Here is a 17217-nt window from a genome sequence, read left to right as displayed (position 1 = left end):
CTTCCGATGCTGGTATTTGCATGATGAATGATAAAGATCTCTCCACCTGGCAGACTTTCCGTCGCCTCTGGCCGATGATCACTCCTTTTAAGACCGGGCTGATTGTGGCCGCCATTGCGTTGATTTTAAACGCGGCCAGCGATGCCTTTATGCTGTCCTTGCTTAAACCTTTATTGGATGACGGTTTTGGGAAGACCGAGAGTAGCATCTTGCTTTGGATGCCGTTGGCCGTTATTGGCCTGATGGTGGTTCGTGGCCTGACGGGCTTCGTCTCCAGCTACTGCATTTCATGGGTGTCCGGCATGGTGGTGATGCATATGCGCCGCCGGTTATTTGGCCACATGATGAGAATGCCGGTATCCTTCTTTGATCAGCAGTCTACCGGTACGCTGTTGTCGCGTATCACCTACGATTCTGAGCAGGTGGCTTCCTCTTCCTCCAGTGCGTTAGTGACCGTGGTGCGTGAGGGAGCATCGATTATTGCGTTATTCGGCATGATGTTTTACTACAGCTGGCAATTGTCGGTGATCTTGATTGTGCTGGCGCCGATCGTGTCTATTGCTATCCGTATCGTTTCCAAGCGTTTCCGCAATATCAGCAAAAACATGCAAAACACCATGGGGCAGGTGACCACCAGCGCCGAACAGATGCTGAAAGGCCATAAAGAAGTGCTGATTTTTGGTGGTCAGCAGGTTGAGACCGACCGTTTTAACTCAGTCAGTAACCGTATGCGCCAACAAGGCATGAAGCTGGTTTCTGCCTCTTCCATTTCAGACCCGATTATTCAGCTGATTGCGTCGCTGGCACTGGCGTTTGTATTGTATGCCGCCAGCTTCCCTAGCGTGATGGCAACCCTGACCGCCGGTACTATCACCGTGGTGTTCTCGTCGATGATTGCGTTAATGCGTCCACTTAAGTCGCTGACCAACGTCAACGCCCAGTTCCAGCGTGGGATGGCAGCTTGTCAAACGCTGTTCTCCATTCTGGATATGGAGCAGGAAAAAGATACTGGCACCCGTGAAGTGGCGCGTGCGAAAGGCGACATCGAATTCCGTAACGTGACTTTCTATTACCCAGGGAAAGAAACGCCGGCGTTGCATGATATCAGCCTCAGTATTTCTGAAGGGAAAACGGTGGCGCTGGTTGGTCGTTCAGGTTCCGGCAAATCGACAATTGCCAACCTGCTGACCCGCTTCTATGACGTCCAGGAAGGTGAAATCCTGATGGACGGACATGACTTGCGTGAGTATACCTTAGCGTCACTGCGCGATCAGGTGGCTTTGGTATCGCAAAACGTTCATCTGTTCAACGACACCATAGCCAATAATATCGCCTATGCCCGCGAGAAACGCTACAGTCGGGAAGATATCGAAAAAGCGGCACGAATGGCTTATGCCATGGACTTCATTGAGAAAATGGAAAACGGCCTGGATACGGTGATTGGTGAGAATGGCGTGATGTTGTCCGGTGGGCAGCGTCAGCGTATTGCCATAGCACGTGCATTGCTGCGTGACTGCCCGATTCTGATCCTTGATGAAGCCACTTCAGCGCTGGATACGGAATCAGAACGCGCCATTCAGGCTGCATTGGATGAGTTGCAGAAAAACCGCACCTCGCTGGTGATCGCGCACCGCTTGTCGACCATTGAAAAGGCTGATGAGATCCTGGTGGTGGAAGATGGGCGCATCGTTGAGCGCGGTGAGCATGCCTCGTTAATCGAACAGCGCGGCGTCTACGCGCAGCTTCACCGCATACAGTTCGGTCAATAATGATTGAGCGCATTTGGTCGGGTAGCTCACTGGTATATCTGCTGTTGCTGCCGCTGTCCTGGCTGTATGGTTTGGTCAGCGGCTTGATTCGGCTGAGTTATCGCTGCGGTCTGCGTAAAAGCTGGCGTGCGCCGGTGCCGGTGGTGGTGGTGGGAAACCTTACTGCCGGCGGCAACGGTAAAACGCCGATGGTGATCTGGCTGGTTGAGCAACTGCAACAGCGCGGTTACCGGGTGGGGGTGGTATCACGCGGTTATGGTGGCAAAGCGGCATCTTATCCGTTGGTATTGGATGAATACACTACGACCCAGCAGGCGGGTGACGAACCGGTATTGATTTATCAACGTACCGGTGCGCCGGTAGCCATTTCGCCAAAGCGTGCGGAAGCGGTACAGGCGCTGTTGCAGCAGCAGAAACTCGACGTTGTCATCACGGATGACGGTTTACAGCATTACGCATTGCAGCGTGATTTTGAACTGGTGGTGATCGACGGCGTACGTCGTTTTGGCAATGGCTGGTGGTTACCAGCAGGGCCGATGCGTGAACGCGCGTCGCGCTTGAGCAGCGTTAATGCGCGGATTGCCAACGGCGGTGTGGCTCAGGCAGGTGAAATCGCCATGCAGTTGCAAGCGCGCGAGGCGGTTAATATCGCCAGCGGTGCGCGCCGGCCGGTGGCTGAGTTGCCGCACGTGGTGGCAATGGCCGGGATTGGCCATCCTCCGCGCTTCTTCGCTACGCTGGAAAAGCTTGGTGTAGATATCAAGAAGGAAGTGGCATTCGCCGATCACCAAGAGTACCAATATGCTCAACTGGCGGCGTTGGCATCATCTGAGCAAACGCTACTGATGACTGAAAAAGATGCGGTCAAATGCCGTATTTTTGCCCAGCCTAACTGGTGGTATTTACCGGTTGATGCGGTTCTCCCCCCCAATCAGGCCGAGCCGTTGCTGAAAAGTATCGAAGCTCTGCTGACCAAATAACTCAAACGGCCAGCGCGTTAAGCCCCAGAGCTTGCGCGCAGGCGTTTATCGAACGCTGTTGTGTTTGCTCATACAGCGCCAATTCATCAATTACCTGTGCTCCCAGCGCCTGTTCGAAAGCGGAACGGCTCGATGCTGCATTGTATTGCGCGTGCCGGTTGTCGCCCAGGTTAGACTGGAAAATGCCCGCCGCACTGACCGGTAAGAAGTCCTCATACACCAAAGGCTGAAAGCGAATGTGTTCCTGAGCTATCAGTTGCTCCAGCGTGCTGTGTTTATCCAGCGAATCTTTGGCCGCCAGGCCGCACTCGGTAGGGAAATAGCGAAACCATGCCAGTTGCTGCTCACGCAAGGTTGCATAATCGTCCGGAAACGCCTGGAAGTTTTCCGCCAGCAACTGATTATACCGCTCGGCGTTTTTTTCACTTGGCGGTGCCTGCAAGGCATCGTTGGTAGCTTGCAACAGGCGATCATACAGAGCGCGGCCTTTCGGTGTCAGCGCTACGCCACGTTGCTCTATTTCGCCAAAACGCGCGGTATGATGTCCGCCCACGGTGCTGCCGTCATGTTCGACAAAGGCTACGCTTTCTTCCAGCGCTTTAAAGCTGGTCTGGCGTAGCAAAATTGGTCGACGGCGAGGCGGCGGGCCTTCGATAACGGCTTTAGGTGTTATTCCCCGGCCGGGCATCGCTTGCTGGACAAGGTCGATATTCAGCGTGCGTGGCGTCAAATGGTTAATATGTGGGCCTTTGAAGGCCACAACGTCTGCAATCAGACGGTGCTGATCGTGCAGTTGTTGATATTCGGCGGCACTGACGGTCGCCTGATTGTGCCAACGAAAAGTTTCCAGCGCTTGTTCGATAAACTCTGTGGCCTGGTCGTCATCCAACCCGCCTTGAGCTTCCTGTAAGACGATCAGCTCCAGCACCCGTTCGGTAAATATGCGGCGACGGGCCAGCAGTTGTTGCGCCAACTCACGTAACGCCGGGCTTTCAATCAGCTCCAGCCGTAATAAGGAGGTAAAAACACGGAATGGACTGATCTGTAACGCGTCTTCATGCACTGCGCGAAACGCGGTGGAATGAACCGGAACGCCCGCCACGGACAGGTCGTAATATCCGACCGGTGACATGCCCATAACGTTAAACAGCCGCCGCAGCGTAGCCAGCTCCTCCGCCGTCCCCACCCGGATTGCCCCGTGGCGCTCCATGGCCAGCCTCTCGATTTCGCCGGTAATTTGTAACTGATGAGCCAATGCGGCATCTTCGCGCAGGGCTTGTCGGTTGGTTTCCGCAACCAGTTCGAGCAAATCGCCATACAGTGGTACCTCTTTTTGGTACATATCTGACATGGCGTGAGAGAACCTGGCGCGGATTTCATTCGGTGAGACGAACTGCTGGGCGGTCATGCGCATAGCTCCTTTATTCAGGATAATCTGAAAAATAGTATTTTTGGCGGTAAAAGTACTGGCTGAAAGGCCATCCACCTTGTTTTCACCCCAAGTTTAGCTATCTCGATTGGGTTTTGTTATAGCTTGGACAAGCATATTGGATTTTTATGCGTTAGCTCTCATTTGCCTGGGGACAGGTGCAAGTAACGGCCGTCTGGAAGGCAATGATTTTGAGTGAAATCTGTAAAAATAAAGAAATTAACCTATGAACAATCATAGACATAAAAATAAATTCGGCAGGATGATAAAAATAGACCAATAAACCCCTTGTGCAAAGGGTGGATTTATGAGTAAATGCTCGTCGGCCTGTGATACAGACCTATTTATGTTCGAGTCTAGATTTAAGCAGTTCCTCCAAAAACGTTATCATCCGATTCCGCTTCAAAGACGAACCTTCTAAGTACCTCCCATAAGTAATGTTCCTAAAAACGGCCTAAATTGCCTTATGGCAGGTTTTGTATATATATTTAAAAGGTAAATGTGTAATGTCTAAGAAGATGGGTCAGGTGAAGTGGTTCAACGAAAGCAAAGGTTTTGGTTTCATTGAGCAGAGCGACGGTGGTAAAGATGTATTCGTACATTTCTCTGCAATCGCGACCGACGGTTTCAAAACTCTGGCTGAAGGCCAGCGTGTTGAGTATACCATCGAGGACAGCCCGCGCGGGCCGGCTGCCGCCAACGTTGTTGCTCTGTAAATAAACAGGGAATAACGTAAAGAGAGTTTAATACAACCATGATGAGGCGTTAACGCTGATTCATTGCGGAAGATATTAAGTTCAACAAGCCCGCATAGTGCGGGTTTTTAATTTTTTGCTCACGAGAGGTTTGTTACGAAAAACTTTAGGATGGGCTGGTAGCATCCAACAATAATAAAAATAACGTTGTTAAGGATGCTCAAGTAAAAGGATATAAGTTATGTTTAAAAATACTGTGTTACAAATGGGCCGTGTGAAATGGTTTGATCAGGCCGCAGGTTATGGTTTTATTTCACCGGTAGATGGTAGTGACGAAATCTATGTAAGCCGTCGTTCTATCGCCAATACTAAAAATAAATCATTAAACGAAGGTCAGAACGTTGAGTTCTCGATCTATCGCAGCTCCCACGGGCTGTCAGCGGCAGACGTTATCGCGTTCTGACCCACTCCTTCCTCGCCAGTGCCGGTGCCGCCACCCCAAGCACTGGCGAAGAAAAATCTTCTGATATCCACTATTATCGAGCAATCGCTTAACGACTTTGGATGTCAGGATGATTACCCCGGTTATTTCTCTTGCCGCCGCCCGCGCGCTTCATCTTGCCGCACAAGGGCTGTTATCCCCGATTAAACGCAGAGCCAAACCTGACGACGTGGTGACCGCCATTCAGCGTATGGGGTTACTGCAAATCGATACCATCAGCGTTGTTGCACGCAGCCCTTATCTGGTGCTGTTCAGCCGCCTGGGCGACTATCAGCCTGAATGGCTGGAGCAGGCGTTGGCCAGCCGTCAGCTGTTCGAGTATTGGGCGCATGAAGCCTGTTTTTTACCCATCGAAGATTTTGGCCTGTTGCGCCACCGCATGCTGCATCCGCAGGGTATGGGCTGGAAATATTCTGAAGAGTGGGTGCAAAAGCACCAGACGGCAATGGACGATCTGCTATTGCATATCGAAGCCGGTGGGCCGGTGCGTTCGGCGGATTTTAATGCCGAGAAGAAAGGAAATAGCGGTTGGTGGGATTGGAAGCCGGAAAAGCGCCATCTCGAAATCTTGTTCACCGCCGGTAAACTGATGGTATCTGAACGGCGTAATTTTCATCGTGTCTACGATCTGACCGAAAGGCTACTGCCGGACTGGGATGATGAGCGTCATGCGTTACCTGCGGGCAATGCGCAGCAGGAAATGCTCAGCCGAACCTGTCGTTACCTGGGAATTTTCAGGGCTGAATGGTTGGCGGATTACTACCGTCTGAAGCGAGTTACGCCGAAATTGCTGCTGGCGTCGCTACAGCAACGGGGCGAAATAATGCCGGTAGTCATTGATGGGTTGGACGGCGATTTTTACGTGCATCATTCGCTGGCGCAAGAACTGCAGTTGGCGGAGAGAGGGGCGTTAAAATCCAGTGTGACTACCTTGCTTTCTCCGTTTGATCCCGTGGTTTGGGATCGCCGACGTGCGCTGGAACTGTTCAATTTCGATTACCGGCTGGAGTGCTATACGCCGAAGGAGAAGCGACAGTACGGTTATTTTACCCTGCCGGTGTTGCAGCGGGGCGAGTTGATTGGCCGCGTCGATGCAAAAATGCATCGACGACAGGGCATTTTTGAAGTTATCAGTTTCCATCCGCAGGCCAAAGTTCGTTTTGGTAAACAGCGTGCGCAGGATCTCCGGCAGGCAATTGCCCGCAGTGCAAAATGGCACGGAGCCAAACAGGTGACGCTGGGGGATATTCCGGCGCAACTGGCCGTAGAATGGGGCGAAGGCTGGGAAGTGGAATAACGAACGGCGTCGTCAGCGCGGGTAAAACGAATTTCCAGCGCCGCTCGTTACAATCAGATAGAAGCCTCAGTTGCTGAAATTGGCAAACAGGGCGATGATTTTGTGAATACGTTTGAGCATGGAAGAGTGGTTTTTTGTGACTTGAGTCACAAAATTTTACGCTTGCATCGCAGTCAATTCAATCCCGGAGCCAGATTAAAATGCAGCGGTAAAACAGCCGGTGATTAACCTGGCGCATAGCGTTATGCTATTCTCACGCACTTTAGATCTCCACCCTGGAGGAAGCATGGACCATCGTTTACTCGAAATCGTTGCCTGTCCGGTCTGCAACGGTAAGCTCTATTTCAATAAAGAAAATCAGGAATTGGTCTGCAAAGTGGACGGCCTCGCCTATCCGTTGCGTGATGGCATTCCCGTGTTGTTGGAAAACGAAGCGCGTGCGCTGTCATTGGATGAGAAACACGCATGAGTTTTATCGCTATTATTCCAGCCCGTTATGCCTCAACCCGTTTACCGGGCAAGCCGCTGGCCGACATTCACGGTAAGCCAATGGTGGTGCACGTGATGGAGCGTGCGCGTGAGTCCGGCGCCAGCCGCGTTATCGTAGCGACCGATCACCCCGAGGTAGCGGAAGCGGTCAAAGCCGCCGGTGGTGAAGTGTGCATGACCAGCCCGCATCACCATTCCGGTACCGAACGCCTGGCGGAAGTGATCGAGCATTACGGTTTTGCCGATGACGAAATTATCGTCAACGTACAGGGTGACGAGCCGCTGATCCCGCCGGTGATCGTACGTCAGGTGGCTGAAAACCTGGCAGCCAGCCAGGCCGGCATGGCGACTTTGGCGGTGCCGATCGCCAGCGCGGAAGAAGCCTTTAACCCCAATGCCGTCAAAGTAGTGATGGACGCACAGGGTTATGCGCTCTATTTTTCCCGCGCCACTATTCCCTGGGATCGGGAGCGCTTTGCTCAATCCAAAGAAAGTATCGGCGACAGCCTGCTGCGCCATATAGGCATTTACGCCTATCGTGCCGGTTTTGTGCGCCGTTATGTCAGTTGGGCACCAAGCCAGCTGGAGCAAATTGAGCTGCTGGAGCAACTGCGGGTGCTGTGGTACGGTGAAAAAATCCACGTGGCTGTCGCTAAAGCCATTCCGACCGTGGGTGTTGATACGCCGGAAGATCTGCAGCGTGTGCGCGACAGCATCAAAGGCTGATCATTCAACGCCGGCATGTCATCTGGTATGCCGGCAATACAATTTCCCGCTTTTTTATCCCCATTTTGTTGATCTGCGTTGAAGCTTTTTTTCGCTTACCGTTCGATGATGTCAGCGTCTCCTCCTTTCTCTTGAGGTTATTGCCTTATGGAGCAGTTACGTGCCGAACTGAGTATTGTGCTGGGCGAATCTATCAGCCGGCTGGAACGCGTTAGCGAACAACCTTATGCACACATGTATTCGCTGTACGATCAACAGGGCCACGCGATCCCGCTGATGGCCAAAAGCTTTGTCTGCCAGGGGATCGCCCAGCAGGAAGCCTATAAACTGTCGATGCTGGCGCGTGAAGGCGATATCCGCCTGCCGACGGTGTATGGCGTGGTCTATACCCATCAGGCACCCTATAAAGAAATCTTGCTGATCGAACGTTTGCGGGGCGTGTCGGCAGAGGCGCCGACACGCACGCCGAACCGCTGGACCATGCTGATGGAACAGATCGTTGATGGCATTTTGGCCTGGCACCGTATCGACAGCCACGGTTGCGTTGGCACGGTTGACAGCACGCAGGAAAACGACTGGTTTTGCTGGTATCAGCAGCGGGTCGAGGTGCTGTGGTCGACGCTCGGCAACCTCAATTCGCCGCAGTTGACGATGGCCGATCGCCGCTTGTTGTATCGCACGCGAGAAGCGCTGACCCATTTTTTTGTCGGTTTCGACGATCCTTGCGTGTTGGTGCACGGCAATCTGTCGTTGCGCAGTATGCTGAAAGATGCAAAAAGCGACCAACTGTTGGCCATGCTTAACCCCGGGATGATGCTATGGGCCCCGCGCGAATATGAGCTGTTCAGGTTGTGCGAGGCGGGGATGCCCAGCCAACTGATGTTTTATTATTTGCGGCGGGCCCCGGTATCGGAGTCGTTTCTGGTGCGGCGTTGGCTGTATGGCGTGTGGGAAGCGGCAGGGCGGCTGATTCACACCGGTAAGCTGGACCGGCAGCTGTTTGACCATGCATCGAAACAGCTGCTGCCCTGGCTTGCGGATTAGTCGACAGCGGCTTCATCAGCCCCTTTCAGCGATTGCCACAGGCTGCCCAAGGTTTCATACCAGGCGCGTTCGCTGTGGCCCAGGAACATGGCTGAGGGTACCACGCGATCCCAAATATTCAGCCTTGAGCTGATGGCCAACTGATTGGCCGGCGCCGGGATAGGGTGCAGCCCTTTGGCTTCAAAAAAGCGCATTGCCCGCGGCAAATGGTTGGCTGAGGTCACCAAAATAAAGGGTTGCCGGCCGACCAGCTTCGACACCTGTAACGCCTCCTGCTCGGTATCCATCGGGCGATCCAACAACACCATATCGCTACGCGGTACTCCCAGGCTTTCCGCTACCCGCGCCGCTGTTGCCGCGTTGCTCAAGGTATTGGCGCCGCCGGCGCCGGTGAACACCATCTTGGTCCCCGGATGCGCGAGATATAAGCGCACGCCCTCCGTCACTCGTGGCAGGCTGTTACCTATCAGGTTGGAGCTGGGAGCCCAATCCGGGTTAAAGGTATAGCCGCCACCCAGCACCACGATATAATTCACCTGGTCATTGCCTCGATAGGTTACATATTCAGATTCTATAGGTCGCAACAGCCGGTCGGCCACCGGCTGAAGGCTGAAAAGCAGTAAAAACAGCCAGCTCAGTGATAAAATGACTCTGCCGCTTTTTTGCCAGCGGGTGAACCACAGCAGCAACAGCGCCAGCCCCATCAGCAGCAGCAGCGCAGGTAAGGGCATTAAAATGGCGCCAATGAACTTTTTCAGGTTGAACAGCATCAAAAATCAGGTCCTTTTGGGCGAAAAAACGACATCCGGGCACAATCAGGCCGCAAGAAGATTCATTCTAAGCCAGTCTGTGCCAAAATAGCAGGTTTGAATGGGCTGGCACTTTGCCCCCATCAGGATAAGATCAGCGGAGCCGTTGTCCATGCAGGATCGCAATTTTGACGATATTGCTGAAAAGTTTGCGCGTAATATTTACGGCACCACCAAAGGGAAGATCCGTCAGGCGGTAGTCTGGCAGGATCTGACCACGCTGCTGGCCCAGTTGCCGCAGCGGCCGCTGCGCATTCTGGATGCCGGCGGCGGCGAAGGCCACATGGCCTGCCAACTGGCAGAATTAGGACATCAGGTGTTGTTGTGCGATCTCTCTGGTGAGATGATCCAACGCGCTGCGCAGTTGGCTGAACAAAAAGGTGTGAGCCAGAACATGCAATTCATACAAAGTTCAGCGCAGGACATTGGTCAGCACTTGGAACAGCCGGTTGATCTGATATTGTTCCATGCGGTGCTTGAATGGATTGCTGAACCTGAGGTGGCGTTGCAAGAGTTGTTCAACTGCCTGCTGCCCGGTGGTGCGCTGTCATTGATGTTCTTTAATGCCAACGGCCTCTTGATGCGCAACGTAGTGTTGGGTAATTTCCAACTGGTGAATCCCGAGGTCAGAAGGCGCAGAAAGCGTTCCTTGTCGCCGCAATATCCGCACAACCCGCCGCAGGTTTATGGCTGGCTGGAGCACATGGGCATGCGCATCAGCGGGAAAACCGGGGTGCGGGTGTTCCACGATTATCTGCAGAGCAGGCAGCTACAGACGCAAAAATTTGAAGAGTTACTGGCGCTTGAACAGCACTATTGCCGGCAGGAGCCGTACGTGAGTTTGGGGCGCTATATTCACGTCATGGCGCATAAACCAAACCTGAAGGACGAACTATGAGTGAATTTTCCCAGACAGTACCCGAACTGGTCGCCTGGGCACGGAAAAATGATTTCTCTATTTCGCTCCCTACGGAGCGTCTCGCGTTTTTGCTCGCTATCGCCACCCTTAACGGCGAGCGGCTGGACGGCGAGATGAGCGAAGGTGAGCTGGTTGATGCATTTCGCCATGTCAGCAAGGGTTTCGAACAGACGCATGAAACGGTGGCGGTCCGCGCCAACAATGCGATTAACGACATGGTGCGCCAGCGCCTGTTAAACCGTTTTACCAGCGAACTGGCAGACGGTAACGCCATTTATCGTCTGACGCCGCTGGGCATAGGTATCACCGATTACTATATCCGTCAGCGCGAATTCTCCACGCTGCGTCTGTCTATGCAATTGTCGATAGTGGCGCAGGAGCTGAAGCGCGCCGCCGACGCCGCCGAAGAGGGCGGGGACGATTTCCATTGGCACCGCAACGTGTTTGCACCGCTGAAATATTCGGTGGCGGAAATCTTCGACAGTATCGACATGACCCAACGGCTGATGGATGAGCAACAGCAGGGCGTGAAGGAAGATATCGCGGCATTGTTGAACCAGGACTGGCGCGCGGCTATCTCCAGTTGCGAAATGCTGTTGTCCGAAACGTCCGGCACCTTGCGCGAGCTGCAGGATACGCTGGAGGCGGCGGGCGACAAGCTGCAGGCCAACCTGTTGCGCATTCAGGATGCGACGCTGGGTGGGATGGAGCTGGGCTTCGTCGACAAACTGGTGTTCGATCTGCAAAGCAAGCTCGACCGCATTATCAGCTGGGGCCAACAGGCAATTGACCTGTGGATCGGTTACGACCGTCATGTGCATAAATTTATCCGTACCGCGATCGACATGGATAAGAACCGCGTGTTCGCCCAACGCCTGCGCCAATCGGTGCAAAACTATTTCGACAACCCATGGACGCTGACCCATGCCAACGCCGACCGCTTGCTGGATATGCGTGACGAAGAGCTGGCGCTGCGCAGCGAGGAAGTGACCGGGGAACTGCCGCCGGATCTGGAGTTCGAAGAGTTCAGCGAGATCCGCGAACAGCTGGCGGCAATGATCGAACAGGCGCTGAAGATTTATCAGGAACAACAGATGCCGCTCAATTTAGGGGCGGTAATGCGCGATTATCTGGCGCAATATCCGCGTGCGCGTCACTTTGACGTAGCACGTTTAGTGGTCGACCAGGCTGTGCGCCTTGGTGTGGCTGAAGCAGATTTTTCAGGGTTGCCGGCGCAATGGCAGGCAATCAATGATTACGGAGCCAAGGTCCAGGCCCATGTCATCGACAAATATTGAACAAGTAATGCCAGTCAAGCTGGCCAAGGCATTGTCTAACGCGCTGTTTCCTGCGCTCGACAGCCAACTGCGCGCGGGTCGTCACATCGGTATCGATGAGCTGGACAACCACGCCTTCTTAATGGATTTTCAGGACGAACTGGAAGAGTTTTACACGCGCTACAGCGTGGAACTGATCCGTGCGCCGGAAGGTTTTTTCTACCTGCGCCCGCGTTCCACCACCCTGATCCCGCGTTCGGTGCTGTCCGAACTGGACATGATGGTGGGAAAAATCCTGTGTTATCTCTATCTCAGCCCCGAGCGCCTGGCGCATGAGGGGATCTTCAGCCATCAGGAGCTGTACGACGAGCTGTTGAGCCTGGCGGATGAGACCAAATTGTTGAAGTTCGTTAACCAGCGCTCCACCGGCTCGGATCTCGATCGTCAGAAACTGCACGAAAAAGTGCGTACCTCGCTGAACCGCCTGCGTCGTCTGGGCATGGTCTATTTCATGGGCAATGACAGCAGCAAGTTCCGTATCACCGAAGCCGTGTTCCGCTTTGGTGCCGACGTGCGCAGCGGTGACGATCCGCGTGAAGCACAGCTGCGCATGATTCGTGACGGCGAGGCGATGCCGGTTGAAAACAGCCTGTCGCTGAATGACGAGAGCGACGCTGAAGACCCGCAGGTTGATAACACTCCGGACAGTGCAGAGGATGAACAGGAATGATTGAACGCGGTAAATTTCGCTCGCTGACGCTGGTCAACTGGAACGGCTTTTTTGCCCGTACCTTTGATCTGGATGAGTTGGTGACCACGCTGTCCGGCGGCAACGGGGCAGGGAAATCCACCACGATGGCGGCTTTCGTCACCGCGCTGATCCCCGACTTGACGCTGCTGCACTTTCGTAACACCACCGAAGCTGGCGCCACCAGCGGTTCGCGCGACAAGGGCTTGCACGGCAAGCTGCGTGCCGGGGTCTGTTACTCCACGCTGGATGTGATCAACTCACGCCATCAGCGCGTGGTGGTCGGTGTGCGTCTGCAGCAGGTAGCCGGCCGCGATCGCAAGGTGGACATCAAGCCGTTCACCATTCAGGGCCTGCCGACCGCAGTGCAGCCGACAGAGCTTTTGACCCAAACGGTAGGCGAGCGCCAGGCGCGCGTGCTGACGTTGCAGGAACTGAAAGATCGCGTTGAAGAGATGGAAGGCGTCCAGTTCAAGCAGTTCAACTCGATCACCGACTACCATTCCTTAATGTTCGATCTGGGCGTGATCCCTAAACGCCTGCGTTCGTCCGCCGATCGCAGCAAGTTTTACCGCCTGATCGAAGCCTCGCTGTACGGCGGGATTTCCAGCGCCATCACCCGCTCGCTGCGCGACTATTTGTTGCCGGAGAACAGCGGCGTGCGCAAGGCGTTTCAGGATATGGAAGCGGCGCTGCGCGAAAACCGCATGACGTTGGAAGCGATTCGCGTCACTCAGTCGGACCGTGACCTGTTCAAACACCTGATTTCCGAAGCCACGTCCTACGTGGCGGCAGACTACATGCGCCATGCCAACGAACGGCGCATTCATCTGGACGGCGCGCTGGCGCTGCGCAGCGATCTGCTGGGCAGCCGTAAACAGCTGGCCGCCGAGCAGTATCGCCACGTGGAAATGGCGCGTGAGTTGGCAGAGCAGAGCGGCGCGGAATCCGATTTGGAAACCGACTATCAGGCCGCCAGCGATCACCTGAATCTGGTGCAGACGGCGATGCGTCAGCAGGAAAAGATCGAGCGTTATGAAGGCGATCTGGAAGAGCTGACCTACCGCCTGGAAGAGCAGAACGAAGTGGTTGCCGAGGCCAGTGAGCAACAGGCCGAAAACGAAGCGCGCGCCGAGGCGGCCGAACTGGAAGTGGATGAACTGAAAAGCCAGCTCGCCGACTACCAGCAAGCGCTTGACGTGCAGCAGACCCGCGCCATTCAGTATCAGCAGGCTTTGCAGGCATTGGAACGCGCTCGTGGGCTGTGCCAACTGCCGGAGCTGACCGCTGAAAATGCCGAACAGTGGCTGGATACTTTCCAGGCGCGTGAGCAGGAAGCGACGGAAGCCTTGCTGATGCTCGAGCAGAAACTGAGCGTGGCCGACGCCGCGCACGGCCAGTTTGAACAAGCTTATCAGCTGGTGGGTAAAATCGCCGGCCAGGTCAGCCGCAGTGAAGCCTGGCAATGTGCGCGCGAATTGTTGCGCGATTGGCCTTCGCAGCAGCACCTTGCCGAACGCGTACAGCCGCTGCGCATGCGCTTGAGCGAGTTGGAACAGCGTCTGCGCTCTCAACAAGATGCCGAGCGTCTGCTGCAGGAGTTCTGCAAACGCCACGGCCAGGAGTATCAGCCGGACGATCTCGATGCGCTGTTGCAAGAGTTGGAAGAGCGTCTGGAATCGTTGTCGCAGAGCGTCAGCGACGCCGGCGAGCGCCGAATGGAAATGCGTCAGGAGTTGGAGCAAATCCAGCAGCGCATCCGTGAGCTGACCGCCCGCGCACCAGTCTGGTTGGCGGCGCAGGATTCCCTGAGTCAGCTTAGCGAGCAGAGCGGTGAAGAGCTGGAAAGCAGCCAGCAGGTAACCGAGTTCATGCAGCAACTGCTGGAGCGCGAACGTGAAACTACCGTTGAGCGCGACGAAGTGGCTGCCCGCAAGCGTGAAGTTGAAGCGCAGATCGAACGCCTTAGCCAGCCTGGCGGTGCCGAAGATCAGCGTCTGGTGACGCTGGCCGAACGTTTTGGCGGCGTGCTGCTCTCTGAAATTTATGACGATGTCACCATCGACGATGCACCTTACTTCTCGGCGCTGTACGGCCCATCGCGCCACGCGATTGTGGTACCGGATCTGTCGCTGGTGCGCGAGATGCTGGAAGGTCTCGAAGACTGTCCGGAAGATCTCTATTTGATCGAAGGGGATCCGCAGTCGTTCGATGACAGCGTGTTCGCCGTCGAAGAGCAGGACAGGGCGGTGTTGGTGAAAACCGCCGATCGTCAGTGGCGTTATTCGCGTTACCCGGAAGTGCCGCTGTTTGGCCGCGCCGCGCGTGAAAACCGCCTGGAAGTGCTGCATGTCGAGCGTGAAACCTTGGCCGAGCGTTACGCGACGCTGTCATTCGATGTGCAAAAGACCCAGCGTTCGCATCAGGCTTTCAGCCGCTTTATCGGCTCCCATCTGGCAGTGGCGTTTGACGCCGATCCGGAAGCGGAGATCCGTGGCCTCAATACCCGTCGCGGTGAAATCGAGCGTGCGCTGAATAACCATGAAGCGCAGAACCAGCAGCAGCGGCAGCAGTACGATCAGGCGAAAGAGGGCATCTCGGCGCTCAACCGTCTGATGCCATTAGTGTCACTGTTGAACGACGACACTCTGCAGGACCGGGTGGAAGAGATCCGCGAAGAGCTGGAAGAGGCGCAGGATGCCGCGCGCCATATTCAGCAACACGGTGTCTCCCTGGCCAAGCTGGAACCCTTGCTGTCGGTGTTGCAAAGCGACCCGCAACAGCATGAACAGTTGCAACAGGATTATACCCAGGCGCAGAGCGTACAGCGCCAGGCCAAGCAGCAGGCGTTTGCTCTGATCGAAGTGGTACAGCGTCGCGCGCACTTTGGTTATACCGATTCCGCCGGCATGCAGAACGCCAACAACGATCTTAACGACAAGCTGCGCCAGCGTCTGGAGCATGCGGAAGCGGAACGTACCCGTGCCCGTGAGCAACTGCGTCAGTATCAAACCCAATTTACCCAGTACAGCCAAGTATTGGCATCGCTGAAAAGCTCCTATGACGCCAAGCGCGACATGCTGAAAGAGCTGAGCCAGGAGCTGGTGGATATCGGCGTGCAAGCCGATGCCAATGCCGAGGCGCGTGCACGATCGCGTCGTGACGAGCTGCATGCGGCGCTGAGTACCAACCGCGCGCGGCGTAACCAGTTGGAAAAGCAGCTGACCTTCTGCGAAGCGGAAATGGACAGCCTGCAGAAGAAACTGCGCAAGCTGGAGCGCGACTACCACCAACTGCGTGAGCAGGTGGTGACCGCCAAGGCGGGCTGGTGTGCGGTCATGCGCATGGTGAAAGACAACGGGGTTGAACGCCGTCTGCATCGACGCGAACTGGCTTATATGGACGGTGACGAGCTGCGCTCGATGTCGGATAAGGCGCTGGGTGCGTTGCGTCTGGCGGTGTCGGATAACGAACATCTGCGCGACGTTCTGCGCTTGTCGGAAGATCCAAAGCGCCCGGAACGCAAGATTCAGTTCTATATTGCGGTGTATCAGCATCTGCGCGAGCGTATCCGCCAGGATATCATTCGTACCGATGACCCGGTTGAGGCCATCGAACAGATGGAGATCGAACTGGGTCGCCTGACCGAAGAACTGACTGCGCGTGAGCAGAAACTGGCGATCAGTTCCAAGAGCGTGGCGAATATCATCCGCAAAACCATTCAGCGTGAACAGAACCGCATCCGCATGCTCAACCAGGGTCTGCAGGCGGTATCTTTCGGTCAGGTGAAGAGCGTACGGCTGAACGTCAACGTGCGCGAAGCGCATGCGACGCTGCTGGATGTGCTTGCCGAGCAGCGAGAGCAGCATCAGGATCTGTTCAACAGCAACCGTCTGACCTTCTCTGAAGCCTTGGCCAAGCTGTATCAGCGCCTGAACCCGCAGATTGATATGGGGCAACGCACGCCGCAGACCATCGGCGAAGAGTTGCTGGATTACCGTAACTATCTGGAGCTGGAAGTGGAAGTGTTCCGCGGTTCTGACGGTTGGCTGCGTGCCGAGAGCGGCGCGCTGTCAACCGGGGAAGCGATAGGAACCGGGATGTCTATTCTGGTGATGGTGGTGCAGAGCTGGGAAGAGGAGTCTCGCCGCCTGCGTGGCAAGGATATCTCACCTTGCCGCCTGCTGTTCCTCGATGAAGCGGCACGACTGGATGCGAAGTCCATCGCAACGCTGTTCGAGCTGTGCGATCGTCTGGAAATGCAGCTGATTATCGCCGCGCCGGAAAACATCAGCCCGGAAAAAGGCACCACTTATAAGCTGGTGCGTAAGGTGTTCCAGAACCATGAGCACGTGCACGTAGTGGGGCTGCGCGGTTTCGCCAATGAGCCGCCTGCGCTGGGCGCGGCTACGGTAGAAACGCCGTAAACGCAAAAAAGTCCGCTAATAATCTGAAAATAGCCGCCCTGGGGTGGCTATTTTTTTGTGTGCATGGATGATGGTCCTGCTTTTTTATCCGCTAAAAACCGGGTAG

At 55.1% G+C, this 17217-nt stretch carries 14 protein-coding genes; 12 read left to right on the top strand and 2 right to left on the bottom strand.

Features of this window, described 5'->3' with window-relative positions:
• Positions 1 to 20 precede the first annotated feature (20 nt).
• Together msbA and lpxK are read left to right on the top strand one after the other, a co-directional pair.
• Entirely contained in the window at positions 21 to 1769 is a 1749-nt protein-coding gene (msbA, locus tag V2S86_RS11125; RefSeq protein WP_330762450.1) for a lipid A ABC transporter ATP-binding protein/permease MsbA, read from the top strand.
• Entirely contained in the window at positions 1769 to 2749 is a 981-nt protein-coding gene (gene lpxK / locus V2S86_RS11120) for a tetraacyldisaccharide 4'-kinase (protein WP_330762449.1), read from the top strand. Before msbA ends, lpxK begins: the two co-directional genes overlap by 1 nt.
• A 1-nt stretch (position 2750) precedes the next feature.
• On the opposite strand, the gene hglS is transcribed toward lpxK, so the two are convergent.
• Entirely contained in the window at positions 2751 to 4157 is a 1407-nt protein-coding gene (hglS, locus tag V2S86_RS11115) for a 2-oxoadipate dioxygenase/decarboxylase HglS (RefSeq protein WP_330762448.1), read from the bottom strand.
• A gap of 527 nt (positions 4158 to 4684) precedes the next feature.
• On the opposite strand from hglS, the gene cspE reads away from it, so the two are divergent.
• From cspE to V2S86_RS11085, 6 genes are all read left to right on the top strand, one after another.
• Positions 4685 to 4894 (top strand): transcription antiterminator/RNA stability regulator CspE, encoded by a 210-nt coding sequence (cspE, locus tag V2S86_RS11110; protein ID WP_330762447.1) that lies wholly within the window; start codon positions 4685 to 4687, stop codon positions 4892 to 4894.
• A gap of 220 nt (positions 4895 to 5114) precedes the next feature.
• Entirely contained in the window at positions 5115 to 5336 is a 222-nt protein-coding gene (locus tag V2S86_RS11105; RefSeq protein WP_006320799.1) for a cold-shock protein, read from the top strand.
• Positions 5337 to 5445: 109 nt separating this feature from the next.
• A complete protein-coding gene (locus tag V2S86_RS11100; protein ID WP_330762446.1) occupies positions 5446 to 6672 on the top strand; it encodes a winged helix-turn-helix domain-containing protein in 1227 nt (408 codons plus the stop codon).
• Positions 6673 to 6958: 286 nt separating this feature from the next.
• Positions 6959 to 7141 carry a Trm112 family protein gene (locus V2S86_RS11095; protein WP_006320791.1) on the top strand — a complete coding sequence of 61 codons (183 nt, stop codon included), beginning with the start codon at positions 6959 to 6961 and terminating at the stop codon, positions 7139 to 7141.
• Positions 7138 to 7887, top strand: coding sequence for a 3-deoxy-manno-octulosonate cytidylyltransferase (gene kdsB / locus V2S86_RS11090; protein ID WP_330762445.1), 750 nt, complete (start codon positions 7138 to 7140; stop codon positions 7885 to 7887). Before V2S86_RS11095 ends, kdsB begins: the two co-directional genes overlap by 4 nt.
• A gap of 147 nt (positions 7888 to 8034) precedes the next feature.
• Positions 8035 to 8931, top strand: coding sequence for a YcbJ family phosphotransferase (locus tag V2S86_RS11085; RefSeq protein WP_330762444.1), 897 nt, complete (start codon positions 8035 to 8037; stop codon positions 8929 to 8931).
• Here the strand turns inward: V2S86_RS11085 and elyC are convergent.
• The gene (gene elyC, locus V2S86_RS11080) at positions 8928 to 9701 is read right to left on the bottom strand and encodes an envelope biogenesis factor ElyC (protein ID WP_330763190.1); all 774 of its coding nucleotides are present in this window, start codon (positions 9699 to 9701) and stop codon (positions 8928 to 8930) included. The two genes, V2S86_RS11085 and elyC, sit on opposite strands and share 4 nt — an antisense overlap.
• Positions 9702 to 9852: 151 nt before the next feature.
• On the opposite strand from elyC, the gene cmoM reads away from it, so the two are divergent.
• The 4 genes from cmoM to mukB are packed head-to-tail and all read left to right on the top strand — an operon-like array spanning position 9853 to position 17111.
• A complete protein-coding gene (gene cmoM / locus V2S86_RS11075; protein WP_330762443.1) occupies positions 9853 to 10638 on the top strand; it encodes a tRNA uridine 5-oxyacetic acid(34) methyltransferase CmoM in 786 nt (261 codons plus the stop codon).
• Positions 10635 to 11957: a chromosome partition protein MukF gene (mukF, locus tag V2S86_RS11070; protein ID WP_006320786.1), complete on the top strand. Its 1323-nt coding sequence runs from the start codon at positions 10635 to 10637 to the stop codon at positions 11955 to 11957. Before cmoM ends, mukF begins: the two co-directional genes overlap by 4 nt.
• Entirely contained in the window at positions 11938 to 12666 is a 729-nt protein-coding gene (mukE, locus tag V2S86_RS11065; RefSeq protein WP_330762442.1) for a chromosome partition protein MukE, read from the top strand. The genes mukF and mukE overlap by 20 nt, the downstream gene beginning before the upstream one ends.
• A complete protein-coding gene (gene mukB / locus V2S86_RS11060) occupies positions 12663 to 17111 on the top strand; it encodes a chromosome partition protein MukB (RefSeq protein ID WP_330762441.1) in 4449 nt (1482 codons plus the stop codon). Before mukE ends, mukB begins: the two co-directional genes overlap by 4 nt.
• The last annotated feature ends 106 nt before the right edge of the window (positions 17112 to 17217 follow it).

Origin of the sequence: Serratia sp. C2(1), assembly GCF_036352655.1 — a bacterium.
In the GTDB taxonomy this organism is placed as follows: Bacteria; Pseudomonadota; Gammaproteobacteria; order Enterobacterales; family Enterobacteriaceae; genus Serratia; species Serratia inhibens.
This window is presented reverse-complemented; position numbering and strand designations above follow the sequence as displayed.

Excerpts from the sequence above, each read along its gene's own strand:
- mukB (WP_330762441.1), top strand. The coding sequence starts at position 12,663 with ATGATTGAACGCGGTAAATTTCGCTCGCTGACGCTGGTCAACTGGAAC.
- elyC (WP_330763190.1), bottom strand. The coding sequence starts at position 9,701 with ATGCTGTTCAACCTGAAAAAGTTCATTGGCGCCATTTTAATGCCCTTA.
- cmoM (WP_330762443.1), top strand. The coding sequence starts at position 9,853 with ATGCAGGATCGCAATTTTGACGATATTGCTGAAAAGTTTGCGCGTAAT.
- V2S86_RS11085 (WP_330762444.1), top strand. The coding sequence starts at position 8,035 with ATGGAGCAGTTACGTGCCGAACTGAGTATTGTGCTGGGCGAATCTATC.
- lpxK (WP_330762449.1), top strand. The coding sequence starts at position 1,769 with ATGATTGAGCGCATTTGGTCGGGTAGCTCACTGGTATATCTGCTGTTG.
- V2S86_RS11105 (WP_006320799.1), top strand. The coding sequence starts at position 5,115 with ATGTTTAAAAATACTGTGTTACAAATGGGCCGTGTGAAATGGTTTGAT.
- mukF (WP_006320786.1), top strand. The coding sequence starts at position 10,635 with ATGAGTGAATTTTCCCAGACAGTACCCGAACTGGTCGCCTGGGCACGG.
- msbA (WP_330762450.1), top strand. The coding sequence starts at position 21 with ATGATGAATGATAAAGATCTCTCCACCTGGCAGACTTTCCGTCGCCTC.
- V2S86_RS11100 (WP_330762446.1), top strand. The coding sequence starts at position 5,446 with ATGATTACCCCGGTTATTTCTCTTGCCGCCGCCCGCGCGCTTCATCTT.
- hglS (WP_330762448.1), bottom strand. The coding sequence starts at position 4,157 with ATGACCGCCCAGCAGTTCGTCTCACCGAATGAAATCCGCGCCAGGTTC.
- mukE (WP_330762442.1), top strand. The coding sequence starts at position 11,938 with ATGTCATCGACAAATATTGAACAAGTAATGCCAGTCAAGCTGGCCAAG.
- cspE (WP_330762447.1), top strand. The coding sequence starts at position 4,685 with ATGTCTAAGAAGATGGGTCAGGTGAAGTGGTTCAACGAAAGCAAAGGT.
- V2S86_RS11095 (WP_006320791.1), top strand. The coding sequence starts at position 6,959 with ATGGACCATCGTTTACTCGAAATCGTTGCCTGTCCGGTCTGCAACGGT.
- kdsB (WP_330762445.1), top strand. The coding sequence starts at position 7,138 with ATGAGTTTTATCGCTATTATTCCAGCCCGTTATGCCTCAACCCGTTTA.